This is a genomic window from Enterococcus sp. GPZ-007, from assembly GCF_059374735.1.
Genome location: NZ_JCAFYN010000021.1, coordinates 40058 through 64275 on the forward strand (window position 1 = coordinate 40058; position 24218 = coordinate 64275).

22 protein-coding genes are annotated in these 24218 nt (G+C 40.7%); 20 read left to right on the forward strand and 2 right to left on the reverse strand.

Annotated elements, in window-relative coordinates:
- The first annotated feature begins 6 nt into the window (after nt 1-6).
- The 17 genes from AC4J95_RS12050 to AC4J95_RS12130 all read left to right on the forward strand — a co-directional run bounded on the left by AC4J95_RS12050 (nt 7) and on the right by AC4J95_RS12130 (nt 16853).
- Entirely contained in the window at nt 7-831 is an 825-nt protein-coding gene (locus AC4J95_RS12050; RefSeq protein WP_494550099.1) for an ATP-binding cassette domain-containing protein, read from the forward strand.
- Complete coding sequence (locus tag AC4J95_RS12055) at nt 831-2318, forward strand: cobyric acid synthase (protein ID WP_494550116.1); 1488 nt, start codon at nt 831-833, stop codon at nt 2316-2318. Before AC4J95_RS12050 ends, AC4J95_RS12055 begins: the two co-directional genes overlap by 1 nt.
- Nucleotides 2315-2881, forward strand: coding sequence for a cob(I)yrinic acid a,c-diamide adenosyltransferase (locus tag AC4J95_RS12060; protein WP_494550100.1), 567 nt, complete (start codon nt 2315-2317; stop codon nt 2879-2881). The genes AC4J95_RS12055 and AC4J95_RS12060 overlap by 4 nt, the downstream gene beginning before the upstream one ends.
- A gap of 27 nt (nt 2882-2908) precedes the next feature.
- Nucleotides 2909-3853: a hydroxymethylbilane synthase gene (hemC, locus tag AC4J95_RS12065; protein WP_494550101.1), complete on the forward strand. Its 945-nt coding sequence runs from the start codon at nt 2909-2911 to the stop codon at nt 3851-3853.
- Between the two features lie 10 nt (nt 3854-3863).
- Entirely contained in the window at nt 3864-4547 is a 684-nt protein-coding gene (locus AC4J95_RS12070; protein WP_494550102.1) for a uroporphyrinogen-III synthase, read from the forward strand.
- A gap of 66 nt (nt 4548-4613) precedes the next feature.
- Nucleotides 4614-5345, forward strand: a complete 732-nt coding sequence (locus tag AC4J95_RS12075; protein WP_494550103.1) for an AIR synthase related protein — start codon at nt 4614-4616, stop codon at nt 5343-5345.
- Nucleotides 5346-5351: 6 nt separating this feature from the next.
- Nucleotides 5352-5939, forward strand: coding sequence for a bifunctional adenosylcobinamide kinase/adenosylcobinamide-phosphate guanylyltransferase (gene cobU, locus AC4J95_RS12080; RefSeq protein ID WP_494550104.1), 588 nt, complete (start codon nt 5352-5354; stop codon nt 5937-5939).
- Complete coding sequence (gene cobS, locus AC4J95_RS12085) at nt 5936-6697, forward strand: adenosylcobinamide-GDP ribazoletransferase (RefSeq protein ID WP_494550105.1); 762 nt, start codon at nt 5936-5938, stop codon at nt 6695-6697. Before cobU ends, cobS begins: the two co-directional genes overlap by 4 nt.
- On the forward strand, nt 6694-7266 hold the full coding sequence (locus AC4J95_RS12090) for a histidine phosphatase family protein (RefSeq protein WP_494550106.1): 573 nt from the start codon (nt 6694-6696) through the stop codon (nt 7264-7266). The genes cobS and AC4J95_RS12090 overlap by 4 nt, the downstream gene beginning before the upstream one ends.
- Before the next feature lie 298 nt (nt 7267-7564).
- Nucleotides 7565-8458, forward strand: coding sequence for an LCP family protein (locus tag AC4J95_RS12095; protein WP_494550107.1), 894 nt, complete (start codon nt 7565-7567; stop codon nt 8456-8458).
- A 171-nt stretch (nt 8459-8629) separates the two neighbouring features.
- Nucleotides 8630-9496, forward strand: coding sequence for an LPXTG cell wall anchor domain-containing protein (locus AC4J95_RS12100; protein WP_494550108.1), 867 nt, complete (start codon nt 8630-8632; stop codon nt 9494-9496).
- A 186-nt stretch (nt 9497-9682) separates the two neighbouring features.
- Entirely contained in the window at nt 9683-10831 is a 1149-nt protein-coding gene (gene hemW / locus AC4J95_RS12105; RefSeq protein ID WP_494550109.1) for a radical SAM family heme chaperone HemW, read from the forward strand.
- A 121-nt stretch (nt 10832-10952) separates the two neighbouring features.
- Complete coding sequence (gene hrcA, locus AC4J95_RS12110) at nt 10953-11993, forward strand: heat-inducible transcriptional repressor HrcA (RefSeq protein WP_316401720.1); 1041 nt, start codon at nt 10953-10955, stop codon at nt 11991-11993.
- Between the two features lie 33 nt (nt 11994-12026).
- A complete protein-coding gene (gene grpE / locus AC4J95_RS12115) occupies nt 12027-12584 on the forward strand; it encodes a nucleotide exchange factor GrpE (protein WP_316401719.1) in 558 nt (185 codons plus the stop codon).
- A 50-nt stretch (nt 12585-12634) separates the two neighbouring features.
- Complete coding sequence (gene dnaK, locus AC4J95_RS12120) at nt 12635-14464, forward strand: molecular chaperone DnaK (protein ID WP_494550110.1); 1830 nt, start codon at nt 12635-12637, stop codon at nt 14462-14464.
- Nucleotides 14465-14613: 149 nt separating this feature from the next.
- Entirely contained in the window at nt 14614-15774 is a 1161-nt protein-coding gene (gene dnaJ / locus AC4J95_RS12125) for a molecular chaperone DnaJ (protein WP_494550111.1), read from the forward strand.
- Nucleotides 15775-15863: 89 nt separating this feature from the next.
- On the forward strand, nt 15864-16853 hold the full coding sequence (locus AC4J95_RS12130; RefSeq protein WP_494550112.1) for a plasmid pRiA4b ORF-3 family protein: 990 nt from the start codon (nt 15864-15866) through the stop codon (nt 16851-16853).
- 101 nt (nt 16854-16954) lie between these two features.
- Here the strand turns inward: AC4J95_RS12130 and mprF are convergent, their stop codons facing one another.
- Both mprF and AC4J95_RS12140 read right to left on the reverse strand, forming a co-directional pair.
- On the reverse strand, nt 16955-19534 hold the full coding sequence (mprF, locus tag AC4J95_RS12135) for a bifunctional lysylphosphatidylglycerol flippase/synthetase MprF (protein ID WP_494550113.1): 2580 nt from the start codon (nt 19532-19534) through the stop codon (nt 16955-16957).
- A 4-nt stretch (nt 19535-19538) separates the two neighbouring features.
- Nucleotides 19539-20261, reverse strand: a complete 723-nt coding sequence (locus AC4J95_RS12140; RefSeq protein ID WP_316401714.1) for an alpha/beta fold hydrolase — start codon at nt 20259-20261, stop codon at nt 19539-19541.
- 184 nt (nt 20262-20445) lie between these two features.
- On the opposite strand from AC4J95_RS12140, the gene AC4J95_RS12145 reads away from it, so the two are divergent.
- The 3 genes from AC4J95_RS12145 (at nt 20446) to rpoD (ending at nt 24183) form a co-directional block, all read left to right on the forward strand.
- Nucleotides 20446-21081, forward strand: a complete 636-nt coding sequence (locus AC4J95_RS12145) for a lysozyme family protein (protein ID WP_494550114.1) — start codon at nt 20446-20448, stop codon at nt 21079-21081.
- 149 nt (nt 21082-21230) lie between these two features.
- A complete protein-coding gene (gene dnaG, locus AC4J95_RS12150; RefSeq protein WP_494550115.1) occupies nt 21231-23051 on the forward strand; it encodes a DNA primase in 1821 nt (606 codons plus the stop codon).
- Between the two features lie 22 nt (nt 23052-23073).
- Nucleotides 23074-24183, forward strand: a complete 1110-nt coding sequence (gene rpoD / locus AC4J95_RS12155) for an RNA polymerase sigma factor RpoD (RefSeq protein WP_316401711.1) — start codon at nt 23074-23076, stop codon at nt 24181-24183.
- The last annotated feature ends 35 nt before the right edge of the window (nt 24184-24218 follow it).

The window sequence follows — 24218 nt, forward strand, 5'->3', positions numbered from 1 at the left end:
GCTTAAATGTTCAAGGTATCAGACTTATGCATCAGTTATGAAAACCAAACAGATGTCTTGCATCATCTTTCTTTGGATTTTAGCGACCACCAGGCTGTCGGTGTCATCGGAGCCAATGGATCAGGAAAATCGACTTTATTTGCTGCAATTGTCGGTCTGCTGAAGCCCAGTCATGGAGAGGTTATCTATAAAAGTCAGCCCTTAGATTACAAAAAGGCGGCACTCTATCAGTATCGGCAAGAAGTGGGGATCGTTTTTCAGGAGCCTGATCATCAAATTTTTTACTCGATCGTAGAAGACGATGTTGCCTTCGCCTTAAAAAACTTAGGTATTGATCAGGCACAGATTCAAGCTAGGATGGATGAAATCTTTTCCTTATTAAATATTGAACATTTAAAAAAGAAGCCGGTTCAATACTTGAGTTATGGTCAAAAGAAAAAAGTAGCGATTGCCAGTGTCCTGATGCTGAAAACTAAATGGCTGTTGTTGGATGAACCGACAGCAGGCTTGGATCCAGCAGGCAGGTCCCAGATGATAGAGATCATTTGTCGTCTATTGCAGCAGGGAACCAAAATTATTTTGTCGAGTCACGACATGGATCTAATGTATGAGATTTGCGATTATCTATATGTCATTGATAAGGGAACGTTGATCAAAGAAGGCGGCTCCGATCAGGTCTTTTTGGATGAGGAGTTGCTCAGAACAGCGGGGCTGGAACAGCCTTGGCTAGTCAAGGTTCATCAACAGTTAGGGTTTCCGCTGGTTAAAAATCAAGCAGAATTTATGCAAATAAAATCGAAGGTAGGTGAAGGCGATTGGGAAAAAGTCTGATGATTCAAGGCACAGCTTCAGATTCAGGAAAGAGTATCCTAGTGGCTGGTTTATGCCGAATTTTCCATCAAGATAGTTTAAAGGTGATGCCTTTCAAATCACAAAACATGGCACTGAATTCCTACATTACGTTAGACGGGAAAGAGATGGGCAGAGCTCAAGTTTTTCAAGCAGAGGCTGCTGGAATAGAGCCAGATGCACGAATGAATCCAGTTCTATTAAAGCCAACCTCTGACCGTAAATCGCAGGTCATTTTCAATGGGAAAGTTCTTTGCGATATGGACGCGGTTGAATATCATGAGTTTAAACCACAGCTGGTGGAGAAAATATCGGCGTTGTATCAGGAACTGCAGCAGGAAAATGATGTGATCGTACTTGAAGGAGCAGGCAGTCCAGCCGAAATCAATCTCAATAGTCGAGACATTGCTAATATGGGGATGGCAAAAATCGCTGACGCCCCAGTCCTTTTAGTCGCAGATATTGATAAAGGCGGGGTCTTTGCGTCAATTTATGGCACGATCCATTTACTGGAGCCAGAGGAAAGAGCCCGAATAAAAGGAATCATCATTAACAAGTTCCGGGGCGATATCGCCCTGTTAGATCCGGGCTTAAAAATGATCGAGGATTTGACCGATATTCCTGTCGTCGGCGTTATTCCCTATGTACAACTGAATATTGAGGATGAAGACAGCGTTGCCTTATCAAAGGTCAATCGTTTATATAATCCGCAAAAAGAGCTGGATATTGCCGTGATCGGATTATCAAAAATGTCTAACTTCACAGACTTTAAGAGTTTGGAAAGCGAGCCGGATGTGTCTGTCCGCTATGTTTTTCCTAACGATCAGTTAGGCAGTCCGGATATTCTTATTTTACCAGGCAGCAAAAATACGTTGGAGGATTGTCTTTATCTGAAAGAGTCAGGTATGGCTAAAGAAATTCAGCGGGTTCGTGACGAAGGAAAAATGATTTTTGGCATCTGCGGCGGCTTTCAATTGCTTGGAAAGATGCTGCATGATCCGAATCAAGTCGAGTCTAGTCATGGCAGTCTTGAGGGGTTAGGATTATTGAATACAGAAACGTATTTTGAATCAGGAAAAACCACCACCCGCGTGGAGGCAGAAGCTGAAGATGAACGGATCAGCGGCTATGAGATCCATATGGGCAGGACCGAAAATCTTGAAAAGCAGCATTTTGCCCATATTATATCTGCCAATGGACAAACGATAGCAAAAGATGATGGTGCGGTCAGTTCTGATCAGAAGGTCATTGGCACTTATCTTCATGGGGTTTTTGATAATAGTGCGTGGCGAAGAAAGCTGTTGAATCAGGTTCGAGCCGCTAAGGGATTAGCGCCTATCGAAGAAATCGCCATGCCCTATCATGAATATAAGAATCAACAATATGATAAGCTGGCGGATTTAATTCGTGAAAATTTGGATTTGGACAAAATTTATCAAATTATGGATCAAGCGGAGGTAAAAGTATGAACATCTATACACGTTATGGAGATCGAGGACTCACCAGACTGGTCGGCGGGGGAAGGGCTAAAAAAAATGCGCCCCGTGTTCAGGCGTACGGGTCGATTGATACATTAAATGCGCAGGTAGGGCTGACTGTCGCTTCGCTTGATCGAAAAGAAGCGTTGTATGCCGAACTGATTCAGGTTCAGCAATGGATCTTTGACTGCGGCAGTGACTTTGCCACACCAGAGGAGAAACGGTCTTATAAGGTCGAACCTCAAGTGATTGCTTGGCTAGAGGAAAAGATCGATATTTATTGGGAAGAATCACCAAAAATTGATCGCTTCGTTTTGCCTGGCGGGACAGTTACTGCAGCAAATTTGCATCTTTGCCGCTGCTTTACTAGAGAAGCAGAGCGTAATGCCGTAGATCTTTTAGAACAAAATGAAGCAGTTAATGGAGAAGCGTTGAAGTTTTTGAATCGCTTATCCGACTACTTTTTTGCTTTGGCTCGTTGGGTCAATGGGCAAGCTGAGCAATCAGAAATTTTTTATGAAAACAGTGTGTCTGTTTTTAATAGGAAGAAATAAGGCTCTCCGAGTGAAAGAAGGAAGAAAATGAAAAAGCTGAAAGTTGGAACACGAGGCAGCAAGCTTGCTACAACGCAAACAAAACAAACGTTAGCCATTTTTCAGAGCCACTTTCCAGATGTGGAAGTTGAACTGGTAAAAATCAAAACAAAAGGCGATCATTTAGCGACCCATAACTTGCAGGCAATTGGCGGGCAGGGCTGCTTTGTCAGAGAACTGGAATATCAGCTGCGTGCCGGCAATATTGACTTTGCCATCCACAGCTTAAAAGATATCCCTACCACGATTCATGAGGAATTAGCGTTGGCCTGTGTAATGAAACGTCATTCGCCAACCGACGCGCTGATCATCAGAGAAACAGGCAAAACCTTAGAAACATTACCTAAAAATGCCGTCATTGGCACCAGCAGTCTGCGTAGAAAAGCTCACATTCTGCATGCGCGTCCAGATTTTAATATTCAGCCGATTCGGGGAAATATTGACACGCGTATTCGGAAAATGAACGAAGGCCAATATGATGCGATCGTACTGGCTTTAGCTGGTTTGGAACGTCTAGGCTTGGACAAAACGGTCTATCATCAGGAATTGTCGCCAGAAGTGATGCTTCCAGCAATCGGTCAAGGGGCGATCGCTTTGGAATGTCGAAAAGATAATCTTGAAGTGCTGCAAATGCTTAAAAAAATGGAACACGTTGAAACGAGGATCGCTGTGACTGCCGAACGTGCCTTTTTGAACAGTATGGACGGCAGTTGTACGTTCCCTGTTGGCGCATACAGTCTGCCAAAAGAGGATACCTATGAGTTAACCGGAATGATCGGCAGCGAAAACGGGAAAATCATTCTGAAAGAAACGATGCAAGGAGACGACCCGGTGGTTTTAGGGAAAGCTGTAGCAGCTAAGATGGTTGAGCAAGGAGCAATTACGTTGATTGAGGAGTGTAAGAACGATCAAAAAGAGACTTTTATACACTAGAGAAGCAGCTATGCCTGCTGATGTTCACCAAAAGTTCAGAGATAAAGACGTTGAAGTGATCACTATTCCGATGAATCGAACCGTCTTTCAGCCTTATGAAAGCTTAGAACGCGAATATGATTGGATTTTTTTTACTAGTGCAAATGCCGTGAAATACTTTGACTTTGCCCAATTGAATAAACAGGCAAAGGTATTAGCTATCGGCAACCAAACGACCAAGACTTTACAAAGCTTAGGTATAAATGTTGATTATCAACCCAAGGAAGCTTTCTCTGAGGGCTTGGTGGAGGAATGGCTCAGATATATAAATCATGAGCAGTGTGTATTTTGGCCGCACTCATTCAAAGCGCGACGTGTGATCTACAATGCATTGACGAGTCAAGGACATGTGGTTTTGGAACAAGTCATTTATAAAAATGAATTTTTTCCAGAAGATCAAGAGCGTCTTAAAAAACTGCTGCTCAATGAAGTGATCGACTATGTACTTTTTGCTAGTCCTTCAGCGTGGCAGTCTTTTTCTCAAGCAGTGAAAGAAGTTAAGTCGCTACCGGCTGATTTTTGGTCCCGCTTGAAGATTGCGGCCATCGGTCCAGTGACTGCAAAAGTAATTCAAAAAGAACAACAGGTGGCGATTCAGCCGGAAATCTATGATATGCCGCATTTGTATAAGTGCTTGCTGCATGAAATAAGTTAATGAGTGTTCGTTTAATTTTCCCTAGAATAATTAATCATAAGAATGTGGAGCGAAGGAGTTTTGGTTTTGACAAACAAATATCGTGATCTTTCTATTTTACCTGTCTCACATGAAAAGTGGCTGGTGATCGCTTGCGACTCCAGCGCGGGAATCGGAGAGAAGGCTGAGGATGCGGTGAGGATCGATCCGGCAGTGACAGCGGCTTTTTGTCTACGGGTTCCCTTGATGGAGCTAATTTGTTACGGGGCAACGCCGATCGCGGTCATCGATCTGATCGGTAACGAAAAGGAGCCCACAGGCGATCAAATGTTGAAGGGGATTAAAGCAGAGCTAACTAGAGCGGAGCTTTCAACAATTTCGCTGAATGGCAGTACAGAAGAAAATATGCCGACTAAGACGAGTAGTATTGGAATCACAGTGATTGCTGAAATTACAGCAGGAAAAGAAAATTTTGTGCTGCAAGAAGCCTGCAGTTTGTTACAATTAGGTGAGCCCTGTGTCGGCGAGAGGGTCGTGAAAAATCAGCATACGATTTTTTCTTATCCGCTAGTGAAGAACTTGAGACAGGAAGTCGGTGTTTTGGACATGCTCCCTGTCGGATCAAAGGGAATTCGGTATGAAGCGCAGCTAATGACGGAGAAGTCTAATTTTCAAGTGGAGTTTCTTACTGAAGATGATCTCGATTGTTCAGCAGGTCCGGCAACGGTCATCCTATTAGCGGTAAGACCAGAAGAAGAAGCGGATATTTTAGCTCGATACACTGATTTGAAAAAAATTGGTGAATTTAAGAAGAGGTGACAAACCATGGGAGAAATTACTTTAGTCACAGGCGGAGCGCGCAGCGGTAAATCAGCTTTTGCAGAAAGTCTGTTAGATACTGAGGCAGAGATCAATTACATTGCAACGAACTGTTCTACCCAAGATGATGAAATGGCAACTCGAGTAATGCTTCATCAGCATCGTCGCCCTAAAAATTGGCAAACCACTGAAACCTACTTAGTTGTATCCGATGTGATCGAACAGTCGAATGTATCCGCACATTTGTTAGACTGTGCTACGATGCTGACGACGAATTATTTTTTCGAATTAATGAAAGAACGGTTCGGAAATGATTTTACTGTGATCGATGAAGAGGTCACGAAGCTTTCTGAAAAGGAAAAGATGGCGATCGAAGCTGAAATTCTTAATGAGTGGTACAAAATCCTCAAAGCCGCGAAAAAAGCACAATCGGATCTTGTCGTAGTGACAAACGAGGTGGGACTTGGGATCGTTCCTGAGAATGCTTTTACCCGCTGGTTCAGAGATGTTTTAGGATTGGTCAATCAATCTTTAGGAAAGGAAGCGGATGCTGTCTTTTTAGTGGTAGCTGGTATCCCTATGAAGATTAAATGATTGATAGCATAATCTTGTATTTTCAATTTTTTACGCGAATACCGATTCCTGTGGCGGTCGAAGAACCTGAAGAAAAAATGCGTTCAGGCGTCCGCTTTTTTTCGCTGTTTGGATTAATGCTTGGATTTATCGAGGCTGTCGCCTATTGGCCGCTTCAGTATTTCTTTAGTCCCAGCATCGCGTGGATATTCATCTTATTTTTTGATGTGATGTTGACGGGTGGTTTTCATCTGGATGCATTGTTTGACATGGCTGACGGCTTATTTTCTTCACGGGACAAGGATCGCATGCTGGAAATTATGAAAGACAGCCGAGTAGGGAGCAACGGTGTGTTGGCCGTCGTTTTTTATTATTTATTTATGATCTTTAGTTTTGTTGTGCTGCTCCCTCAACTGAGCACTGTACTCCAAGCTGTGATTGTCTTACTGCTGAATCTGGTAGGAAAAAACGGGATCAGTCTTTTGTTTTATCAAATGCAGTATGCGGGAAATAATACTCAGGGCTTAGGCACGACTTTTTTGAATGTAAAAAATCAGCATGTTGTCATTAGCCAGCTTTTTTCTTTTCTTGTATTACTGCTCTTTTTAAGAAGAGTCGGTCTCGTTTGCTTTATCGTCAACGTGGCAGTGACATTTCTTTACCGGAAATTGGTCATAAGTAAAGTTGGCGGCTTTAATGGAGATACTTTAGGTGCGTGTTCTCCAATTTCTCAAGTCGTATTTCTATTGACGTTAGTTGTAATGCGAGGGTCTTTATGAAAATTTATCTGATTAGGCATGGAGAAACGGATTATAATCGTCAACATTTATTTTACGGAAAAACAGATGTCTCACTAAATGAAACAGGCGTACAACAGAGCTATTTTCTGAAGGAAAAATTAGCGGATATGAAGGTTGATACGCCTGTTTATACGAGCAGCTTAAAACGGACGATCGAGACAGGCAAATTGATTTTTCCAAACCATTCGATGATTTCGTTGAAGGAGCTGGATGAAAAGGATTTTGGATTGTGGGAAGGCTTGAACGCGGATCAGATCAATAAAGAATTTCCGATGGAATGGAACAAATGGCTACTGTCACCTTTTGAGGTTACGCCGACGAATGCGGAAAAGTTTTCAGACTTTCAAGATCGTATTCTAAAATGCGTCAGAGAGATTCTCCAAAAGAAACAAGATTTCATACTTGTGGGTCATCTTGGTGTGCTGCGAGTGATCCTGAAGAATTGCTTTCCCGCGTATAAATTTTGGGAAATCGCATTGGAACAGGGAAACTACACGATGATAGAGGTCAAAGAGTCTGATTTTAAAATAATTGCATGGAATAAATAGAACGTCTATTTCATAAAGTATTAATGGAAATAGAATCGCGCTTCTAAAATGTTGCCGTAAATTTGTAACTGTTAGAAAATCATATCGAATAGATTACAACAAACCGTTTAATCCAAACGGTTTTTTTGTTCTTTACAATAAAAGTTTATTAAGGATGAGAAAAAGTGGCTATAATGACTATTTTTAGGCTAAACTAGAAAAATAATTGATTTGAGCTTTTCAATTCTCACCCAAACAAGTAGATAACCGTACAATCGGGGTTGAATGACTATCTCGTTGCCTAAGAAAGGATTATTGAATGAAAGTTTACAAGCGTATCTTATTGATCGTTTTAGGAATATTGCTGGTTTTTGAATGCTATTTAATTTTTTCCTTTGTTCAAGGATATGAATCTACAAAGCATAACCTCCCGAAGCAAAAGGTCGCTTTCAATGGAGAAGAGGCGCCAGATGAAAATGATTTGAATATCTTGATTATTGGCACCGACTCTCGAGGTGAAGATCGAGGCCGCTCGGATTCCTTGATGATCGCGCATTATGATCAAAAAAGCCAACAGCCGAAGTTAATATCGATTATGCGCGACAGCTATGTTGATATTCCAGGCTATGGAAAAGATAAGATCAACGCCGCCTACTCATATGGTGGAATTGAACTAGTTCGTAAAACCTTGAAAGAAAATTTTGATATACCTATTGAGTATTACGTTACGATCAATTTTGATCATTTTAAAGAAGCAATCGATAGTTTGTTCCCGAAAGGAGTGGAGATCGATGCTGAAAAAGATCTCGATTTAGACCAAGTTTTTATTAAAGCCGGCAAACAGAAGATGGATGGCAACACGCTATTGCAGTATTCGCGCTTTAGAGAAGACGAGGAAGGGGATTTTGGCCGTATTCGACGACAACAGCAAGTACTTTCCGGAATCTCGCAGCAAGTCACCAATGTTACTTCATTAAGTAGATTACCGAAAACAACTGGGAAATTATTAGGTTATGTGGATACCAACTTATCTGAAAGTACGATTCTAAGTGTCGGAAAAGATTTTGCTCTAGGCAATACCAAAAAAATCGAAACACTCGCAATACCAATCGATAAATCTTGGGAGTTCAACAACAACACACCCAGCGGAAGTGTATTGGAGTTAGATACAGCGGCAAATACTAAAGCAATCCAAAAGTTTTTGACCGAATAGTTGAAATACCGCTTTATGACGATGTATTGGAATAAATAGGTTCATTCTTTAATGGATTAGATAAAAATATAGGTATTCAAGTGTCATTTTTTAGACAAATTGTCCATTTTGTTTATTAACACTTTTGAATGATTATAGTTATAATCTTCATTGAGAGGAATGAATTTAACAATGAAGAAATTAGTTCTAATAGTATCATTTGTCCTACTAGCTCACAGTATCTTTCAGTTTGCTACAGTGGTAGACGCAGACACGATTGAGTTGGGAACAGAAACAACTAATAGTGAAAGCCCAGTTGGTGACTTAACAAATAGAAAGGCTGAAATTGATGAAGCGCTAAAAACGGCGCAAGAACAATTTGAAACTCGCCAAAAACAAATAGCTCAAGATATTATCAATACTCAACAACGTTCACAAAAAAGGCACGAGGATCTTCATAATGACTTTAAAACAATTCAGAATCAAATGGATCAGATCCACAGCAACTTTCAAACTCATTTCAATGAGGTGACGGGACGCGTTCAAGAGGATCATACAGCGATTGAAACACAATGGACACAAGCTAAAGAGCAGTTAGATCAAGCAAGAGCAGATTTCAACAAAAAAATCGCTGATGCTAAAAAATTACAAAAAACTTTGGAGGAAGATCGAAAGACGATCGATCAAAACCTCTCAACTGCCAAGAATAGCGCACAATCGGTGCATGTTCAGTTAACGGATGGAGCTCTGAATGCAAAAAAAGCTGTTTCCGATGTGCAAGATCGTTCAGAAGATATCAATGGAACTGTCAATCGGATCAAAGCAATATTAAATTCTGCAGGTGAGGATCTTTCAACGGATGGGTCAAGAGTAACACCAGTTGCAGCAAAAAAAGTAGTGCAATCAAAAGAAGCTGCTTCGTCACAACAGGAAAATACAACAGAGCAAGCGAAGGAATATCCTAAGACAAATGATCAATCGAATATTTTCCTTTCATTGCTTGGCTTTGGGATTATTGGAAATTTGGTGCTTTATTACTTGAGGCAAAATCATAATTAGTGAAAGATTTAAGAGTAGATATCCTTTTAAGAAATCAAAAGGGATATCTTTTTTTTTAATCTGACTCCTTCTGGGGCAAATGTAAAAATTTCGATTATATCAAGTTGAAATAGTGTGGTGTAGACTCTTGTTGATGTGATTTGTGTTAGAATACGTCTGTTACTACTACTTGAAAAGAGGAATAGGATGACAAAATCTACTTCGGCTTATGTCCACATTCCATTCTGTGAACATATCTGTTACTACTGTGACTTCAATAAAGTTTTTCTTGAAGGGCAGCCTGTAGATGAATATATTGAAGCGTTGTTGAAAGAGGCGCGCTTATCGTTGATACAGAATCCGGTGAATAAAATGGAAACACTTTATGTCGGCGGCGGTACGCCGACATCATTAAATGCCGAACAATTTGATCGTCTGCTAAGCGGGCTGCGAGAAATTCTTCCGTACAATAATGGAGAATTTACAGTAGAGGCGAATCCTGGTGATTTGTCTGCAGATAAATTGGATGTGATGAAAAATTATGGTGTGAATCGTTTATCAATGGGCGTCCAAACTTTTGATGATCGGCTGTTGAAAAAAATCGGGCGTAAGCACACCGCGCAGGATGTGTATGATACGATTCGTTTATTAGAAGAGAAAAATTTTTCTAATGTAACGATTGATTTGATTTATGCGTTGCCAGGTCAAAGTTTAGAAAGCTTTCGCGACACGGTTGAACGAGCATTAGCGCTCGATTTACCTCATTATGCGTTGTATTCTTTGATTTTAGAGAATCAAACGATGTTCATGAATTGGGTACGGCGAGGGAAGATGCAGCTGCCGGAGCAAGAACTAGAGGCACAGATGTACGCTGAGACGATTGAAGCGATGGAAAAAGCAGGACGTAAGCAATACGAGATCAGTAATTTTGCAAAACCTGGTTTTGAAAGTCAACACAATCTAGTTTACTGGAATAATCAAAATTATTTTGGGCTTGGAGCAGGAGCCAGTGGTTATCTTGGAGATCGGCGCTACAAAAATCGCGGACCGATCCAGCATTATCTGAAGTCATTGAATGACGATCAATTGCCAATGCTCGAAGAGGAATACTTAACTCAAAAGGAACAGATTGAAGAAGAGATGTTCTTAGGCTTAAGAAAAATTTTAGGTGTTGAAAAATCGGTTTTTGAAGCTCGTTTTGGTCAAAGCATCATGGAAATTTATGGCGATACGGTGGAAAAATTAAAACGGCAAAAACTACTGGTAGAGACAGATTCAAGAGTTTTTCTAACAAAAGCAGGCTTATTTCGAGGAAACGATGTTTTTGAAAAATTTCTGTTGAATAAAGACAATTAGCACTCTCGTTGTGAGAGTGCTAATTTTTTATTTTTTTCGCTTGACTTCTATAGCGGATGTGGTATATTAATAATCGAGTTAGCACTTAAAAAGAAAGAGTGCTAACTAAAGGATGAGAAGAATGTTAACTGAAAGACAAAAACTGATTCTCAGCTTGATCATCCAAGACTTTACCAACACGGGTCAACCGGTCGGGTCAAAAAGTTTGATGGAAGAAGGCGTAAAAGCAAGTTCCGCAACTATCCGCAATGACATGAAGGCATTAGAAGAATTGGGTATGTTGGAGAAAACTCACTCTTCATCAGGACGGATTCCTTCAGCTTTAGGCTATCGTTATTATGTGGATCATCTATTGACGCCAGCTAAGGTGAGTAATCAAGAAGTAGATCAAATTCGCAGATCCTTAAAAAAAGATATTCATGAGATCGATGATATCATTCAACAGTCTGCCAAGATACTTTCGCAAGTTACCAGCTACACGGCGTTTTCGCTCGGCCCCGAAATGAAAGATCGGACATTGACTGGTTTTCGAATCGTTCCGTTGAATGATCGGCAAATATTGGCGATTATTGTCACAGATAAGGGAAATGTCGAGAGTCAAGTTTTTCGAATACCGGAGAATGTTGCCAGTCAAGACTTGGAGAAAATGGTCCAAATTATCAATGATCGTTTAGTCGGTCAGCCTTTGGTGAGCGTTTACCAAAAACTGAGGACTGAAATTCCAATGATCTTACATCGCTATTTCCAAACGACTGAGGGAATCAGCCACTTGTTTGATGTGATTTTGAATGATGCCTTTGAGGATAAAGTGTTTGTAAGTGGACGAATGAATATCTTGAATTTCAATCCCGATCAGGACCTCAATCATGTGAAATCAATGTATTCATTGATGCAGAATTCAGATGAATTGACGCAATTATTGTTGCCTTCTGACAACAATATTCACGTTCGAATCGGAACTGAGATGGAAAATGACTTGTTCGACCATTTAAGCATGATCCAGGCAAATTATGAAATACGCGGACATGGTCGTGGGACGATCGCATTATTAGGTCCAACGTCGATGCCGTATTCAAAAATCTTTGGGTTATTGGAAGTTTTCCGATACGAGTTGACAAATGCATTGGACGATTATTACCGTTCTCTGGATTTGTATCACTAGGAACGATTCCTAAAAAGAAAGGAAGTACGCGCAGTGGCAAAAGAAAAGAAGCGAGAAGTTGAAGAAGAATTAGAAGAAGTTGAGACGACTGAAAATGATTCGACTGAAAAAGAAGCGGAAGGCATTGATATTCCAGAAGTTTCCGAAGTTGAGGAGTTGACTGGCAAGTTCAATGAAATGGAAGATAAATTCTTGCGAGCTCGTGCTGAAATCGCAAATATGTCTAACCGCAACAAAAATGAACGAGAACAATTAATTCGCTATCGTTCACAAGATCTTGGTAAGAAATTATTACCAGCGATCGATAATTTAGAAAGAGCCCTAGCAACGGAAGTTACTGACGATCAAGGAGCCAGCCTTAAAAAAGGGGTAGAGATGGTTCTTGAAAGTTTAACTGTTGCATTAAAAGAAGAAGGCATCACAGAAATCAAAGCTGATGGTGAGACCTTCGATCCGAATCTGCACCAAGCAGTCCAAACTGTTCCTGCAGAGGATGGAGTGAAGCCGGAGACGGTAGTAAATGTCTTACAAAAAGGGTATCAGCTGCATGATCGCGTGTTGCGTCCAGCAATGGTGATCGTAGCTCAATAATGTATTCTACTAAAAATTTAAACATATAATGGAAAAGGAGATTTTCAACTATGAGTAAAATTATCGGTATTGACTTAGGTACAACAAACTCAGCAGTCGCTGTCTTAGAAGGCGGAGAAGCTAAAATCATTACGAACCCAGAGGGAAATCGTACGACACCTTCTGTTGTGTCATTTAAAAACGGCGAAATCCAAGTCGGTGAAGTAGCGAAACGTCAAGCAGTTACGAACCCTCATACGATTTCATCTATCAAACGTCACATGGGTGAAGCTGGTTTTAAAGTGGAAGCAGACGGCAAAAATTATACACCGCAAGAAATCTCAGCAATGGTGTTACAATACATCAAAGGTTTTGCTGAAGATTATTTGGGTGAAAAAGTTGAGAAAGCCGTTATCACTGTACCTGCTTACTTCAATGATTCACAACGTCAAGCAACGAAAGATGCTGGTAAAATCGCTGGTTTGGAAGTTGAACGTATCGTCAACGAACCGACTGCCGCAGCATTAGCTTACGGTTTAGATAAAACAGATAAAGATGAAAAAATCTTAGTATTTGACCTTGGCGGTGGTACTTTTGACGTATCGATCCTTGAATTAGGGGATGGCGTATTCGACGTATTATCTACTGCTGGTGACAACAAACTAGGTGGGGATGACTTTGATAACAAGATCATCGATTATTTAGTTGCTGACTTCAAACAAGCAAACGGTATTGATTTATCTAAAGACAAAATGGCTATGCAACGTTTGAAAGACGCTGCTGAAAAAGCGAAAAAAGATTTATCAGGTGTCAGCTCAACACAAATCAGCTTGCCGTTTATCACAGCTGGCGATGCTGGTCCATTACACTTAGAAACAACATTGTCTCGTGCGAAATTTGATGAAATCACTGCTGATCTAGTTGAACGTACGAAAGCACCTGTTCGTCAAGCATTGAAAGATGCTGGCTTGTCTCAATCAGATGTAGACGAAGTAATTTTAGTCGGCGGTTCTACACGTATTCCTGCAGTTGTTGAAGCTGTACGTAAAGAGACTGGCAAAGAACCTAACAAATCTGTTAACCCGGATGAAGTAGTAGCGATGGGCGCTGCAATTCAAGGTGGGGTTATTACTGGTGACGTGAAAGATGTCGTATTACTAGACGTAACACCATTATCATTAGGTATCGAAACAATGGGCGGCGTGTTTACTAAATTGATCGATCGCAACACAACGATCCCAACAAGTAAATCGCAAGTATTCTCAACAGCTGCTGACAATCAACCTGCTGTAGACATCCATGTATTACAAGGTGAACGTCCGATGGCTGCTGATAACAAAACGTTAGGTCGTTTCCAATTAACAGATATTCCAGCTGCACCACGTGGAATCCCTCAAATCGAAGTAACATTTGATATCGATAAAAATGGTATCGTAAATGTTTCTGCAAAAGATCTAGGAACTCAAAAAGAACAAAAAATCACGATCAAATCTTCATCAGGTTTATCAGACGATGAAATCGAACGTATGGTGAAAGACGCTGAAGCAAATGCGGATGCCGACAAAGCGCGTAAAGAAGAAGTTGATCTACGCAACGACGTTGATGCTTTACTATTCTCAGTTGATAAAACATTGAAAGAATTAGAAGGCAAAGTTGACGCGGATGAAGTGAAGAAAGCTGAAGACGCTCGTGATGAATTAAAAGCAGCGGTTGAAGCCAATGATATCGAACAAATGAAAGAAAAACGTGATGCATTGAACGAAATCGTACAAAACTTAACGGTTAAACTTTACGAACAAGCAGCACAACAACAAGCAGAGGCTGATCCAAACGCAGCTCAAGGCGGCGCGGATGATGTCGTGGATGCTGATTTTGAAGAAGTTAACGATGACGACAAATAATTGATTCGTTACGAAAGGCCAAAGTCATCGCTTTGGCCTTTTTTCTTTCAAGATTGGTGATTCCTTTAGAAAAAATCTAAGAAAAGTATCGTATCGAATTTGAATTGTGATACAATACTAACGATTCTATGAATTATGGAGGGAAGCCAATGGCTACAAAACGTGATTATTACGAAGTCCTTGGGGTACAAAAGGGTGCTTCGGATGATGAAATCAAAAAGGCATACCGCAAGCTTTCCAAACAATACCATCCGGATATCAATAAAGAAGCCGATGCGGAAGAAAAGTTCAAAGAAATTTCTGAAGCATATGAAATTTTAAGCGATCCGCAAAAACGTGCTGCTTATGACCAATATGGACATGCAGGGACCGATCCAAACTTTGGTGCTGGCGGAACGGGCGGCTTCGGTGGCGCTGGTGGATTTGGCGGAGCAGGCGGCTTTGGATTCGAAGATATTTTTGAATCTTTCTTCGGTGGCGGTGGTACGCGTCAAGCAGACCCTAAAGCACCTAGACAAGGTTCAGATCTGCAATATTCGATCAACTTGGAATTTGAAGAAGCTATTTTTGGTGTGGAAAAAGATATTAAATACAATCGTGAAGAAACTTGTCACACCTGTAACGGAAATGGTGCGAAACCTGGCACGCAACCAGAGGTTTGTCACAAGTGTCATGGCTCTGGCTCGATCAATGTGGAACATCAAACACCGCTTGGCCGTGTGATGAGTCGTCAAACCTGTGATGTTTGTCATGGAACAGGGAAAGAAATCAAAGAACCTTGTCCAACTTGTCATGGTTCTGGTCATGAAAAACGTCCTCATACAGTCAAGGTGAAAGTCCCTGCTGGTGTGGAAGACGGCCAACAAATGCGTTTAGCCGATCAAGGTGAAGCGGGAATCAATGGCGGACCTTATGGCGATCTTTATGTGGTCTTCAAGGTGAAACAAAGTGATATCTTTGATCGTGATGGGGCAGAAATTTATTACACCTTGCCGTTAAGCTTCGTTCAGGCAGCATTAGGTGATGAAATCAATGTTCCGACTGTTCATGGCGATGTGAAATTAAAGGTCCCTGCTGGAACGCAAACAGGTGCTAAGTTCAGACTTCGCGGCAAAGGTGCGCCTAGATTACGTGGGAACACAAATGGGGATCAACAGGTGACGGTGAAAATCATTACACCGAAGAATCTGAATGACAAACAGCGTGAAGCGTTGCGGGCATTTGCTGAAGCTGGCGGACAAACAGTAAGTGAACAAAAAGAAGAAGGTTTCTTTGGTAAGATGAAGGATGCCTTTGGCGGAAAGAAATAATATTAGAGGTTCAATCAATTGAGTATTGATTGAACCTCTTTTTTCTTTTACTATTGGTAAGAAGAGAATACGTGTTGAAGGAGGTTCCTATGGATAAGTTAGACAAGTTACTTGATCGTATGACCAGAGACATGATGCATTATTTTATTGCTGGCGGACTCGCTGAACCTGATGGCCTTATTCGCACCGTTGAATTCTTTTTAAGTTTTGTTGATAAAGGAAAATTGGGCAGTAAGCTTTTAGATAAGCAAGTGGTGAAAGAGGCGTTGGTCCACCACATGCCTAAGCACATGCCCCTATTCATCGATGAGAGTTTTTACGCGTATCAAATTCTTCTCGATTTATACAGCGCGTTGTACCATGAGAAAATAATTACTGAAGAAGATTGCAAAGAGATGCATTATTTTATCTATCTGAACAAAACAGCTTTTTTAACTCGGATGAGCAATCCGAATTACTGGTCCAAAACTAAGTTGGCGATCATGGATGAATGGCGTGAGGGGAATTTTGAAGTTGAAGATCCGTATAATGTTGAGCATTATGATTTAGAGGAGTCACCAAGAAAAAAACTTCCTGACAATATCTTGATATTTCCAGAACAGAAGAAGGAGCAGGAAAACGTTACAGGATATATTGTTCGCGTGGATTTGAAAGGATACAGACCACCAATTTGGCGCCGTCTAAAGATTCCAGCAGGTATAACTTACGAACATCTTCATCGTATTTTACAAATTGTCTTTGATTGGGAGAATAGTCACCTTCACGCTTTCTTTATAGATCGTACCAAGATGATTGGCCCCAATGACCTAGAAATGTCGCAATATGCTGAGGAACAGCGATTTATTGCTGAAGATTTCTATGCGGGAGCAAAAATTAACTATATATATGACTTTGGTTGCGACTGGCAACATCTAATCGCTGTTGAAAAGGTCATTACTGATAATGAAGCAGAGTTTCGACATGCTGTTTGTGTAAAAGCTAAAGGAGATACACCGGTTGAAGATTCGCGAGGGAATGAAATCTGGCAATCACTTGATTTGATAACGATGAATGAGCGCCTGGAGCAAGTAGAGTTTTAAATTGCTTAGAGAAGATAACTGTGAAGTATAAGTCTGGGATATTTTTTTCCAGCTTATTTTTTTGAGAGATAAACAAAAAGCAGCTTCAAGTAAAGAAGCTGCTAATCTCTAAAGATAAATCGTTTGAATCCGCGATACTTTTTTTCACCTTGAACAGGGGCGTTATCAGTAATCAGCAGAGCAATCATGACAAAACCAATCCAGCTGTCACGAGAATATAGCACGTATTCAGGGAGCCATTCGTTGGCATATTTATCTTTATATTCTTTTAATCCTCCAAATGAGTAAAAACGCGAGCCGAAATTATAGACCAAATAGGCAATTCGTTCTTGCGTAAAACTTTTCCGTGAAGTTCCAACGTTGGCTAAGGGCGCCATGCCAAGATCGAAATACTCGATCCCCATTACGTCACGCATGTATTGGAATAGATTGATAAAAAGAAAATCCATCGTACCACTTGGAGCTTTTTCTGGACTGTGACGCATCAGGTCGATTGTTCCGATGTTTTCAGTATAGGTTGGCATAAAATTTGCGAAAGCCACGATCTCATCATTACTGTTTTTTATCACGGCAATCGGTGCCCGCTGAAGATAGTCCTCCGAGAAGAAACCAAGAGAGAATCCTTTTTCCTTACGGCCATTAAGCCATTCATCAGAAATTTCTCTCAAAGCAGCCATTGTTTCATTTGAAAATGGAGGCTTGAGAACATCGAACTGGTAGCCTTCCTTAAGTACCTTGTTGAAGCTGGCACGCTGCCCCTTCATTTTCTTGCCGCTCATGGTAAAGTCTGGCAAGTGGACATGTGCACGTTCACCGAACTTGATGAAATCGTAACCGAACTCATGAAGAATCATGACCATCTCTTCGCTATTTTCATAAAAGACCGGCAAATAATTATAGCGATCCACTTCATTGATTAAAGCCTCTGTTGCAGCCTCAAAATCACTTTTCTGACCGGAAGGATCTCCCATGATTAAAATTTTATTGTTGAAGGTCGATAACTGGAAGAAGACAGTATCTTCTTCGCCATTATTATAATAAAAGACTTTTTTATCTTTCAGAAAAACAAGTTGGCTGTCAGGATTGCCTCCATAAGTCTCCAAAATGTGCTGAACTCGAGCCTCATCTAATGCTTCGCCGACTTGTATCCGTTTGTTCTTCAAAAAGCGTAATAGCAGCAAAATGATAAAGGTGACAATTAAAATTGCAACAAAACCGACGATCCAGATCTTTTCGCTGGGAAATAAGAAGAATTCTGGCAGATGGTGACGATGATGGATTTTTGGGCTGTTATAAACACCAATAATAATATACAAAATGGTTAGGCCGCCCATGATGATCGCATCAATCGTTATCCATTCGGCCGAATAAACGAGCTGCTCTCTAAACAATTCGTTTTTTGAAAAAATAACAAACAGCAATAATAATGCTAGGAAAAAACCCGTTGAAATTCGAAAACCCGCCAGTAAAGAATACAAAAATGTTAATGTCACAATAATAATCGTAGGGATATAGGCTCTCCTCACTCGAGCAGAAATTCCTCGACCTGAAACGATCAACAGAAATCCCAGTAAAATGGCAGGAAAGACCACAATCACTCGCGAGTGGATCGGATTTAATCGCTGTAATAAGGGTATTCGGATGAATGCTTCAGGTATTGTCGCTGATAACACCAGCATGATCCCAGTAAAATATAACAAAAAGCTTTCAAATTTATGAGCTAACTCTTTTAACAGACTAACTGGAATCCCTTTGTAGCGCGTATTGATCGTAGTACCAATATTTTTGAAGAAGAGAATCAATCCGATAGCAAAGGGGATCAGATAATAAAAGAGACGGAACAGTAAAAGCCATGCGATGACAGTTTCTCGCGGTGTGCCTAGCGCAGACAAGCCAATGATCATCATCAAGTCAAAACTGCCGAGTTCTCCAGGGATCATCGAAGCGATCCCGATCACTGTTGCAGCAATAAATAACGGAACAACATCACGGATGTTGATGTGAATTCCCATCAAAAGACCAGTAGAAATAAAGCTTACTAAAACACCGGTCCATTCAAGAAATGAGGTCCCGATCAATTCAAGACGATGAGAACTTTTCAGATCCCCCAGATACTCACCTTTACCAAAAATACTTAGACAGAAGACAATCGGGAAATATAATCCGCCGCCGATCAGCCAAATCCAATATTGGCGCAAGTATTGATTATGATCGTCAAACATCACCAAAAAGAAAGATATCAAGGCATAGATAGATAAGCCGGACATGGTAAAGACTAGAATTTTTGACAAGGCTTGAACCACTTTTTTTCCGGAGGTTTGCTTGCCATAAAATTCAGAGCGCAAGCCTGCGCTGACGAAACCGCCAAAACCAGCAATATTGTTTAGAGTATTAACCAGCCAACTTGTTTCGAAAATGTAAAGTTTTTTCGGCTTTTGCTCTAAGATATTATTCAATGTGAAGTCATAGCCGATCATCGGTGTGACCGAAACCAGTCCGATTAACGCCATCAGTAATATGTTCAAGGGACTGATTTTACCAAAAATCGTTGATAGCTGATTAAAGGAAATCGTTTTTGCAATATTTGATAATTCAAATAGAACAATGATAATCACAGAGATTAAAAAGATCGTTTTGAATTTTCTTAAATGTATTTTGAACCATTCAATAAGTTTTTCCACCAAATCATTCCTCTTCGATTAGAAATTGCAGAACTTCTTGATTGAAGCGTTTTGGATTTCTGCGTGCAAACATATGACCTTGCCCTGAAACGATTGCAAAACTTGCATTAGGTATTGAACGAGCGATGTACATTGAATGCTGTGTCTTGATTGAATCGTGTTTTCCTACGATTACTAGCGTAGGGGCTTGAATCTGATTCAAATCCTCCGTGGATAATCCGATGTCACGGAAGAGTAAGCGTAAAATTGGCAAGAAATTCCGCATTCCTGTATCAATAAACGCACCCACCCAAACGATGGCGTATTGTACATAGCTCAATAGATGAGGGATCGTTCGAACACCTTTGGGTACAGTGTTGCCGGCGTTCAGAATTAAATGATCGACCTTATCGGGATACATGCGAGCAAAAACCATGGCTAAATTAGCGCCATCGCTAAATCCTAGAAGATCCGCGCAACTGATTTTTTCTTGCGCCATGATCGTGGCAAGATCTTCTGCCATCAGCTGAAAGCTTGTCTCTTTTTGCGTATTAGTTGAACGCCCATGGCCACGACTATCTACGACATAAACGTTAAAATGCTTGCTGAAACTATTTAATTGCTTTGAAAAGTATCTTCCACTGCCGCCATTGCCGTGGAGCAAAAAGAGCGCTGGACCTTCGCCGTATTTTTCATAATAAATTTCTGATCCATCACGCATGTGAGCAACTTTTTTTTCATTTTTCACAACATCACCTACCAGTGATAAGTATACCGATTTTTTTGAATCTTGCACATCAATTTAATTATTGTAGGAAATGAAATCTTTAGAATGATTAATTAAATATAAAAGTATTTATTTTTGCTTTTAAAAGGTTGGCTGCTTCTTGTAGTATTGAAAAAGAAAAAAAGAAGATGGTTGGGCAAATTTTATGTTGAAAATAATCGGGAAACTATTAAAAGTAATTATTACACTGATTATTCTGGTGGCTCTTGTAGTTGGCGGGATTTTTGCAGTTCGAACCTATAAAAATACAAAGACAGTAAACAGTTACCGCAGCGATGTACAAACCTTGGCAGATCAAGCTGGGGTGGGAGAATATACAGATATAATTCTAGGTATCATGTATACTGAATCTAAAGGTCGGGGAACTGATCTGATGCAAAGTTCGGAAAGTGCTTATGGCAGCCGAGGAAAAATCAGCAGTCAGCAAGAAAGTATTGAAAATGGGGTCAAGCATTTCTCCGATAGCTATAAACAAGCAAAAGCAGCTGGGTGCGACCTCAATACAGCAATCCAAGCTTATAACTACGGAACAAAATATATTCAGTATGTTCATGATCATGGCGGTAAAAACAGCGTTGAATTAGCTGAAGAGTATTCTCGCGATGTACTTTCTCCAGGTTATGGGAATGATCAGCAACACACGTATCGTTACATGCAATTGCAGTCATTGTTGTATAATGGGGGTTACTTATACCAAAACGGCGGAAACATGTTTTATGCTGAAATCGTGCAAATGAATAAACGCTTTATCACATTCTTTCAAACGTTTCAAAATAGTTAAAATAATGAGCGGAAAGCTTGTAATAATAAAGAAATATGCTAAAATGATAGACGTATAAGTTTGTCTAAAAAAATCGCGCTGTTCGAAAGAAGAATTGGGGCGATTTTTTACGGCTGTTATCATATTTTTTGGGAATTGGGGTGAGGTTTTTGGTGCAAAGAATTCCCCAACAGGTCATTGATGAGGTTCGTGAAAAAACAAATATCGTCGAGGTGATCGGACAATATGTCCAATTAAAAAAATCCGGCAAAAATTATTTGGGGCTATGTCCATTTCACGAGGAGAAAACTCCGTCATTTTCGGTTGCTGAAGACAAGCAGATATTTCACTGTTTTGGTTGCGGCAAGGGAGGCAATGTTTATACCTTTTTGCAGGAACTAGAAGGAATTAGTTTTCCTGAAGCAGTAAAAAAAGTTGCCGACATTGAACAAATTCCTTTAGATATCGAAATCTCTACCGAACCTGTCAATCAAACGTCAACAGGGCAGCAGCAATTGATTGCATTGCATGAGCGTACTCGTGATTTGTATCATCACTTATTGATGAACACGAAGGTGGGCGAAGCGGCCTTAGGGTACCTTCATGATCGTGGATTAAGCGATGAGCTGATCACTGAGTTTAAGATTGGTTTTGCGCCTAGTCAGCGAGAATTTTTGGTTCAAGTGGCTCAACAGGATAAAGTGAACGCTGATTTAATGGAACGTAGTGGGTTATTTATCCGACGGGATGATGGCAGCTTTAGTGATCGTTTTTATCAACGCGTTATGTTTCCTTTGAATGATTTTCGTGGGAAACCGATTGGATTTTCCGGACGTTTGCTTAAAACAGAAGATTTTCCTGGCGAAGATCAGCCAAAGTATCTAAACTCACCAGAAACAGAGCTATTCAACAAACGGCAAGTCTTGTTCAATTTTGACAAGGCGCGTAATGAGATTCGTAAGCAAGGCGAAGCGATTCTTTTTGAGGGGTTCATGGATGTTCTGGCTGCTTGGCAGGCTGACATCAAAATTGGATTAGCCTCGATGGGAACTAGCTTAACCGAACAACAGATTTCAGCGATTGAGCGGGTGACTGGTCAAGTTGTGATCGCCTATGATGGTGATGATCCTGGGCAGGCAGCTACAGACCGAGCACTTACAATCTTAGGAGAACATAGTCGATTGAATCTTGCCACGGTGAGTGTTCCGGAGAAACTTGATCCGGATGAATATTTGCGAAAGTATGGTGTAAATGAGCTTCAAAACTTATTGCAGCATGGTCGTCAGACGCCCTTTGCTTTTAAGATGCACTATCGCAAAAGAGGTCTGAATCTTGAAAATGAGTCGGATCGCTTGAATTATTTGGAAGTTGTCATGCAGGATTTGGCAAAGGTTCAGTCACCGGTTGAACAAGATCTATATTTAGGGCAGTTAGCGAACGAATTTCATTTGACTCGAGAAAGCTTAAAACAGCAGTTGCAAATGGTTCGACAGACAATTCGTACCGAACGACGCCAGCAACAAACTCCGGTTTCTCCGGCACCGATTCAAACTGTCAAAAAAGTCTTGACCAAGGAAGAAAAAGCCGAGCGAATGTTATTGTATCGCAGTATGAATGAAAGCTCGATTCGCGAACAGTTGGTTCAAACAGACTTTCAGTTTATTCACGATCAGTACCAAGAATTGCTTCTTTACTTAGATAGTTATATGATGGTTCATGGAAATTTTGTTTTGGCAGACTTCCTGAACTATTTAAAAGAGAATGAGATGAAACAGTTAGCCATCGACATCTCTATGATATCCATGTCAGAGGATAGTAATGAACGTGAAATCTATGATCTGATGCGGGTGATTTCTCAATCTGGCATTGCTGAAGAAATAAAAAAACGACAAAAAGAGCAGCTTGAAGCCAGAAAAAGCGGAAACCAGCAACGGGAATTAGAATTGACAGTTCAAATTATCGAATTGACGAAACGCTTGAAACAAGCCTAGAAGTGAAAGGGGCATTTATTTTATGGCAGATGTAAAAAATAAAAAAGAGTACGAAAAAGCTGTAGCAGCCTTCATCAAGGAAAAGAAACCATTGGGACAGGTGGTTTATGATGAGCTAACGAATCGTTTAGCGACTCCTTATGAATTAGGTGCAGAGGCAATGGATCAATTGATCCAAAAAGTTGAGGATGCTGGAATCAGTGTTGTTGACGAAAATGGTGAACCTTCTAAGGCTAGCTTGAAACAAAATGAAAAAACAGCGAAGGAAGCCCAAAAAGAAGACTTATCGGCCCCAACTGGTGTCAAAATCAATGACCCAGTTCGTATGTATTTAAAAGAAATCGGACGCGTGTCGTTGCTGACCGCTGAAGAAGAGGTTGAACTTGCCTTATTGATTGAACAAGGAGATCAAGAAGCCAAGCAACGTTTAGCAGAAGCTAATTTACGTTTAGTTGTAAGTATCGCAAAACGGTATGTTGGACGGGGAATGCAATTCCTTGATTTGATTCAAGAAGGAAATATGGGTCTAATGAAGGCTGTTGAAAAATTTGACTACCGCAAAGGATTCAAATTCTCGACTTATGCGACTTGGTGGATTCGTCAAGCAATCACCCGTGCGATCGCTGACCAAGCTCGGACGATTCGTATCCCGGTTCACATGGTTGAAACCATCAACAAATTGATCCGTGTACAACGTCAATTATTGCAAGATTTAGGACGTGAACCGACTCCAGAAGAAATCGGAGCCGAAATGGACTTGCCGACTGAAAAAGTTCGTGAGATTTTGAAGATCGCACAAGAACCCGTTTCTTTGGAAACGCCGATTGGTGAAGAAGATGATTCGCATCTAGGCGATTTCATCGAAGACCAAGAGGCAACAAGCCCAGCAGAACACGCAGCTTCAGAAATGTTGAAGGAACAGTTAGAAGATGTGCTGGATACATTAACTGACCGTGAGGAAAATGTGTTACGTCTACGTTTTGGTTTAGACGATGGCAGAACCCGCACATTAGAAGAAGTTGGTCGTGTATTCGGCGTTACTCGTGAGCGGATTCGTCAGATCGAAGCGAAGGCCTTGCGGAAATTACGCCATCCTTCTCGTTCTAAACAACTAAAAGATTTTTTAGAATAGCATTATTGGGCTCCTCGAGAAATCCTCGAGGAGCT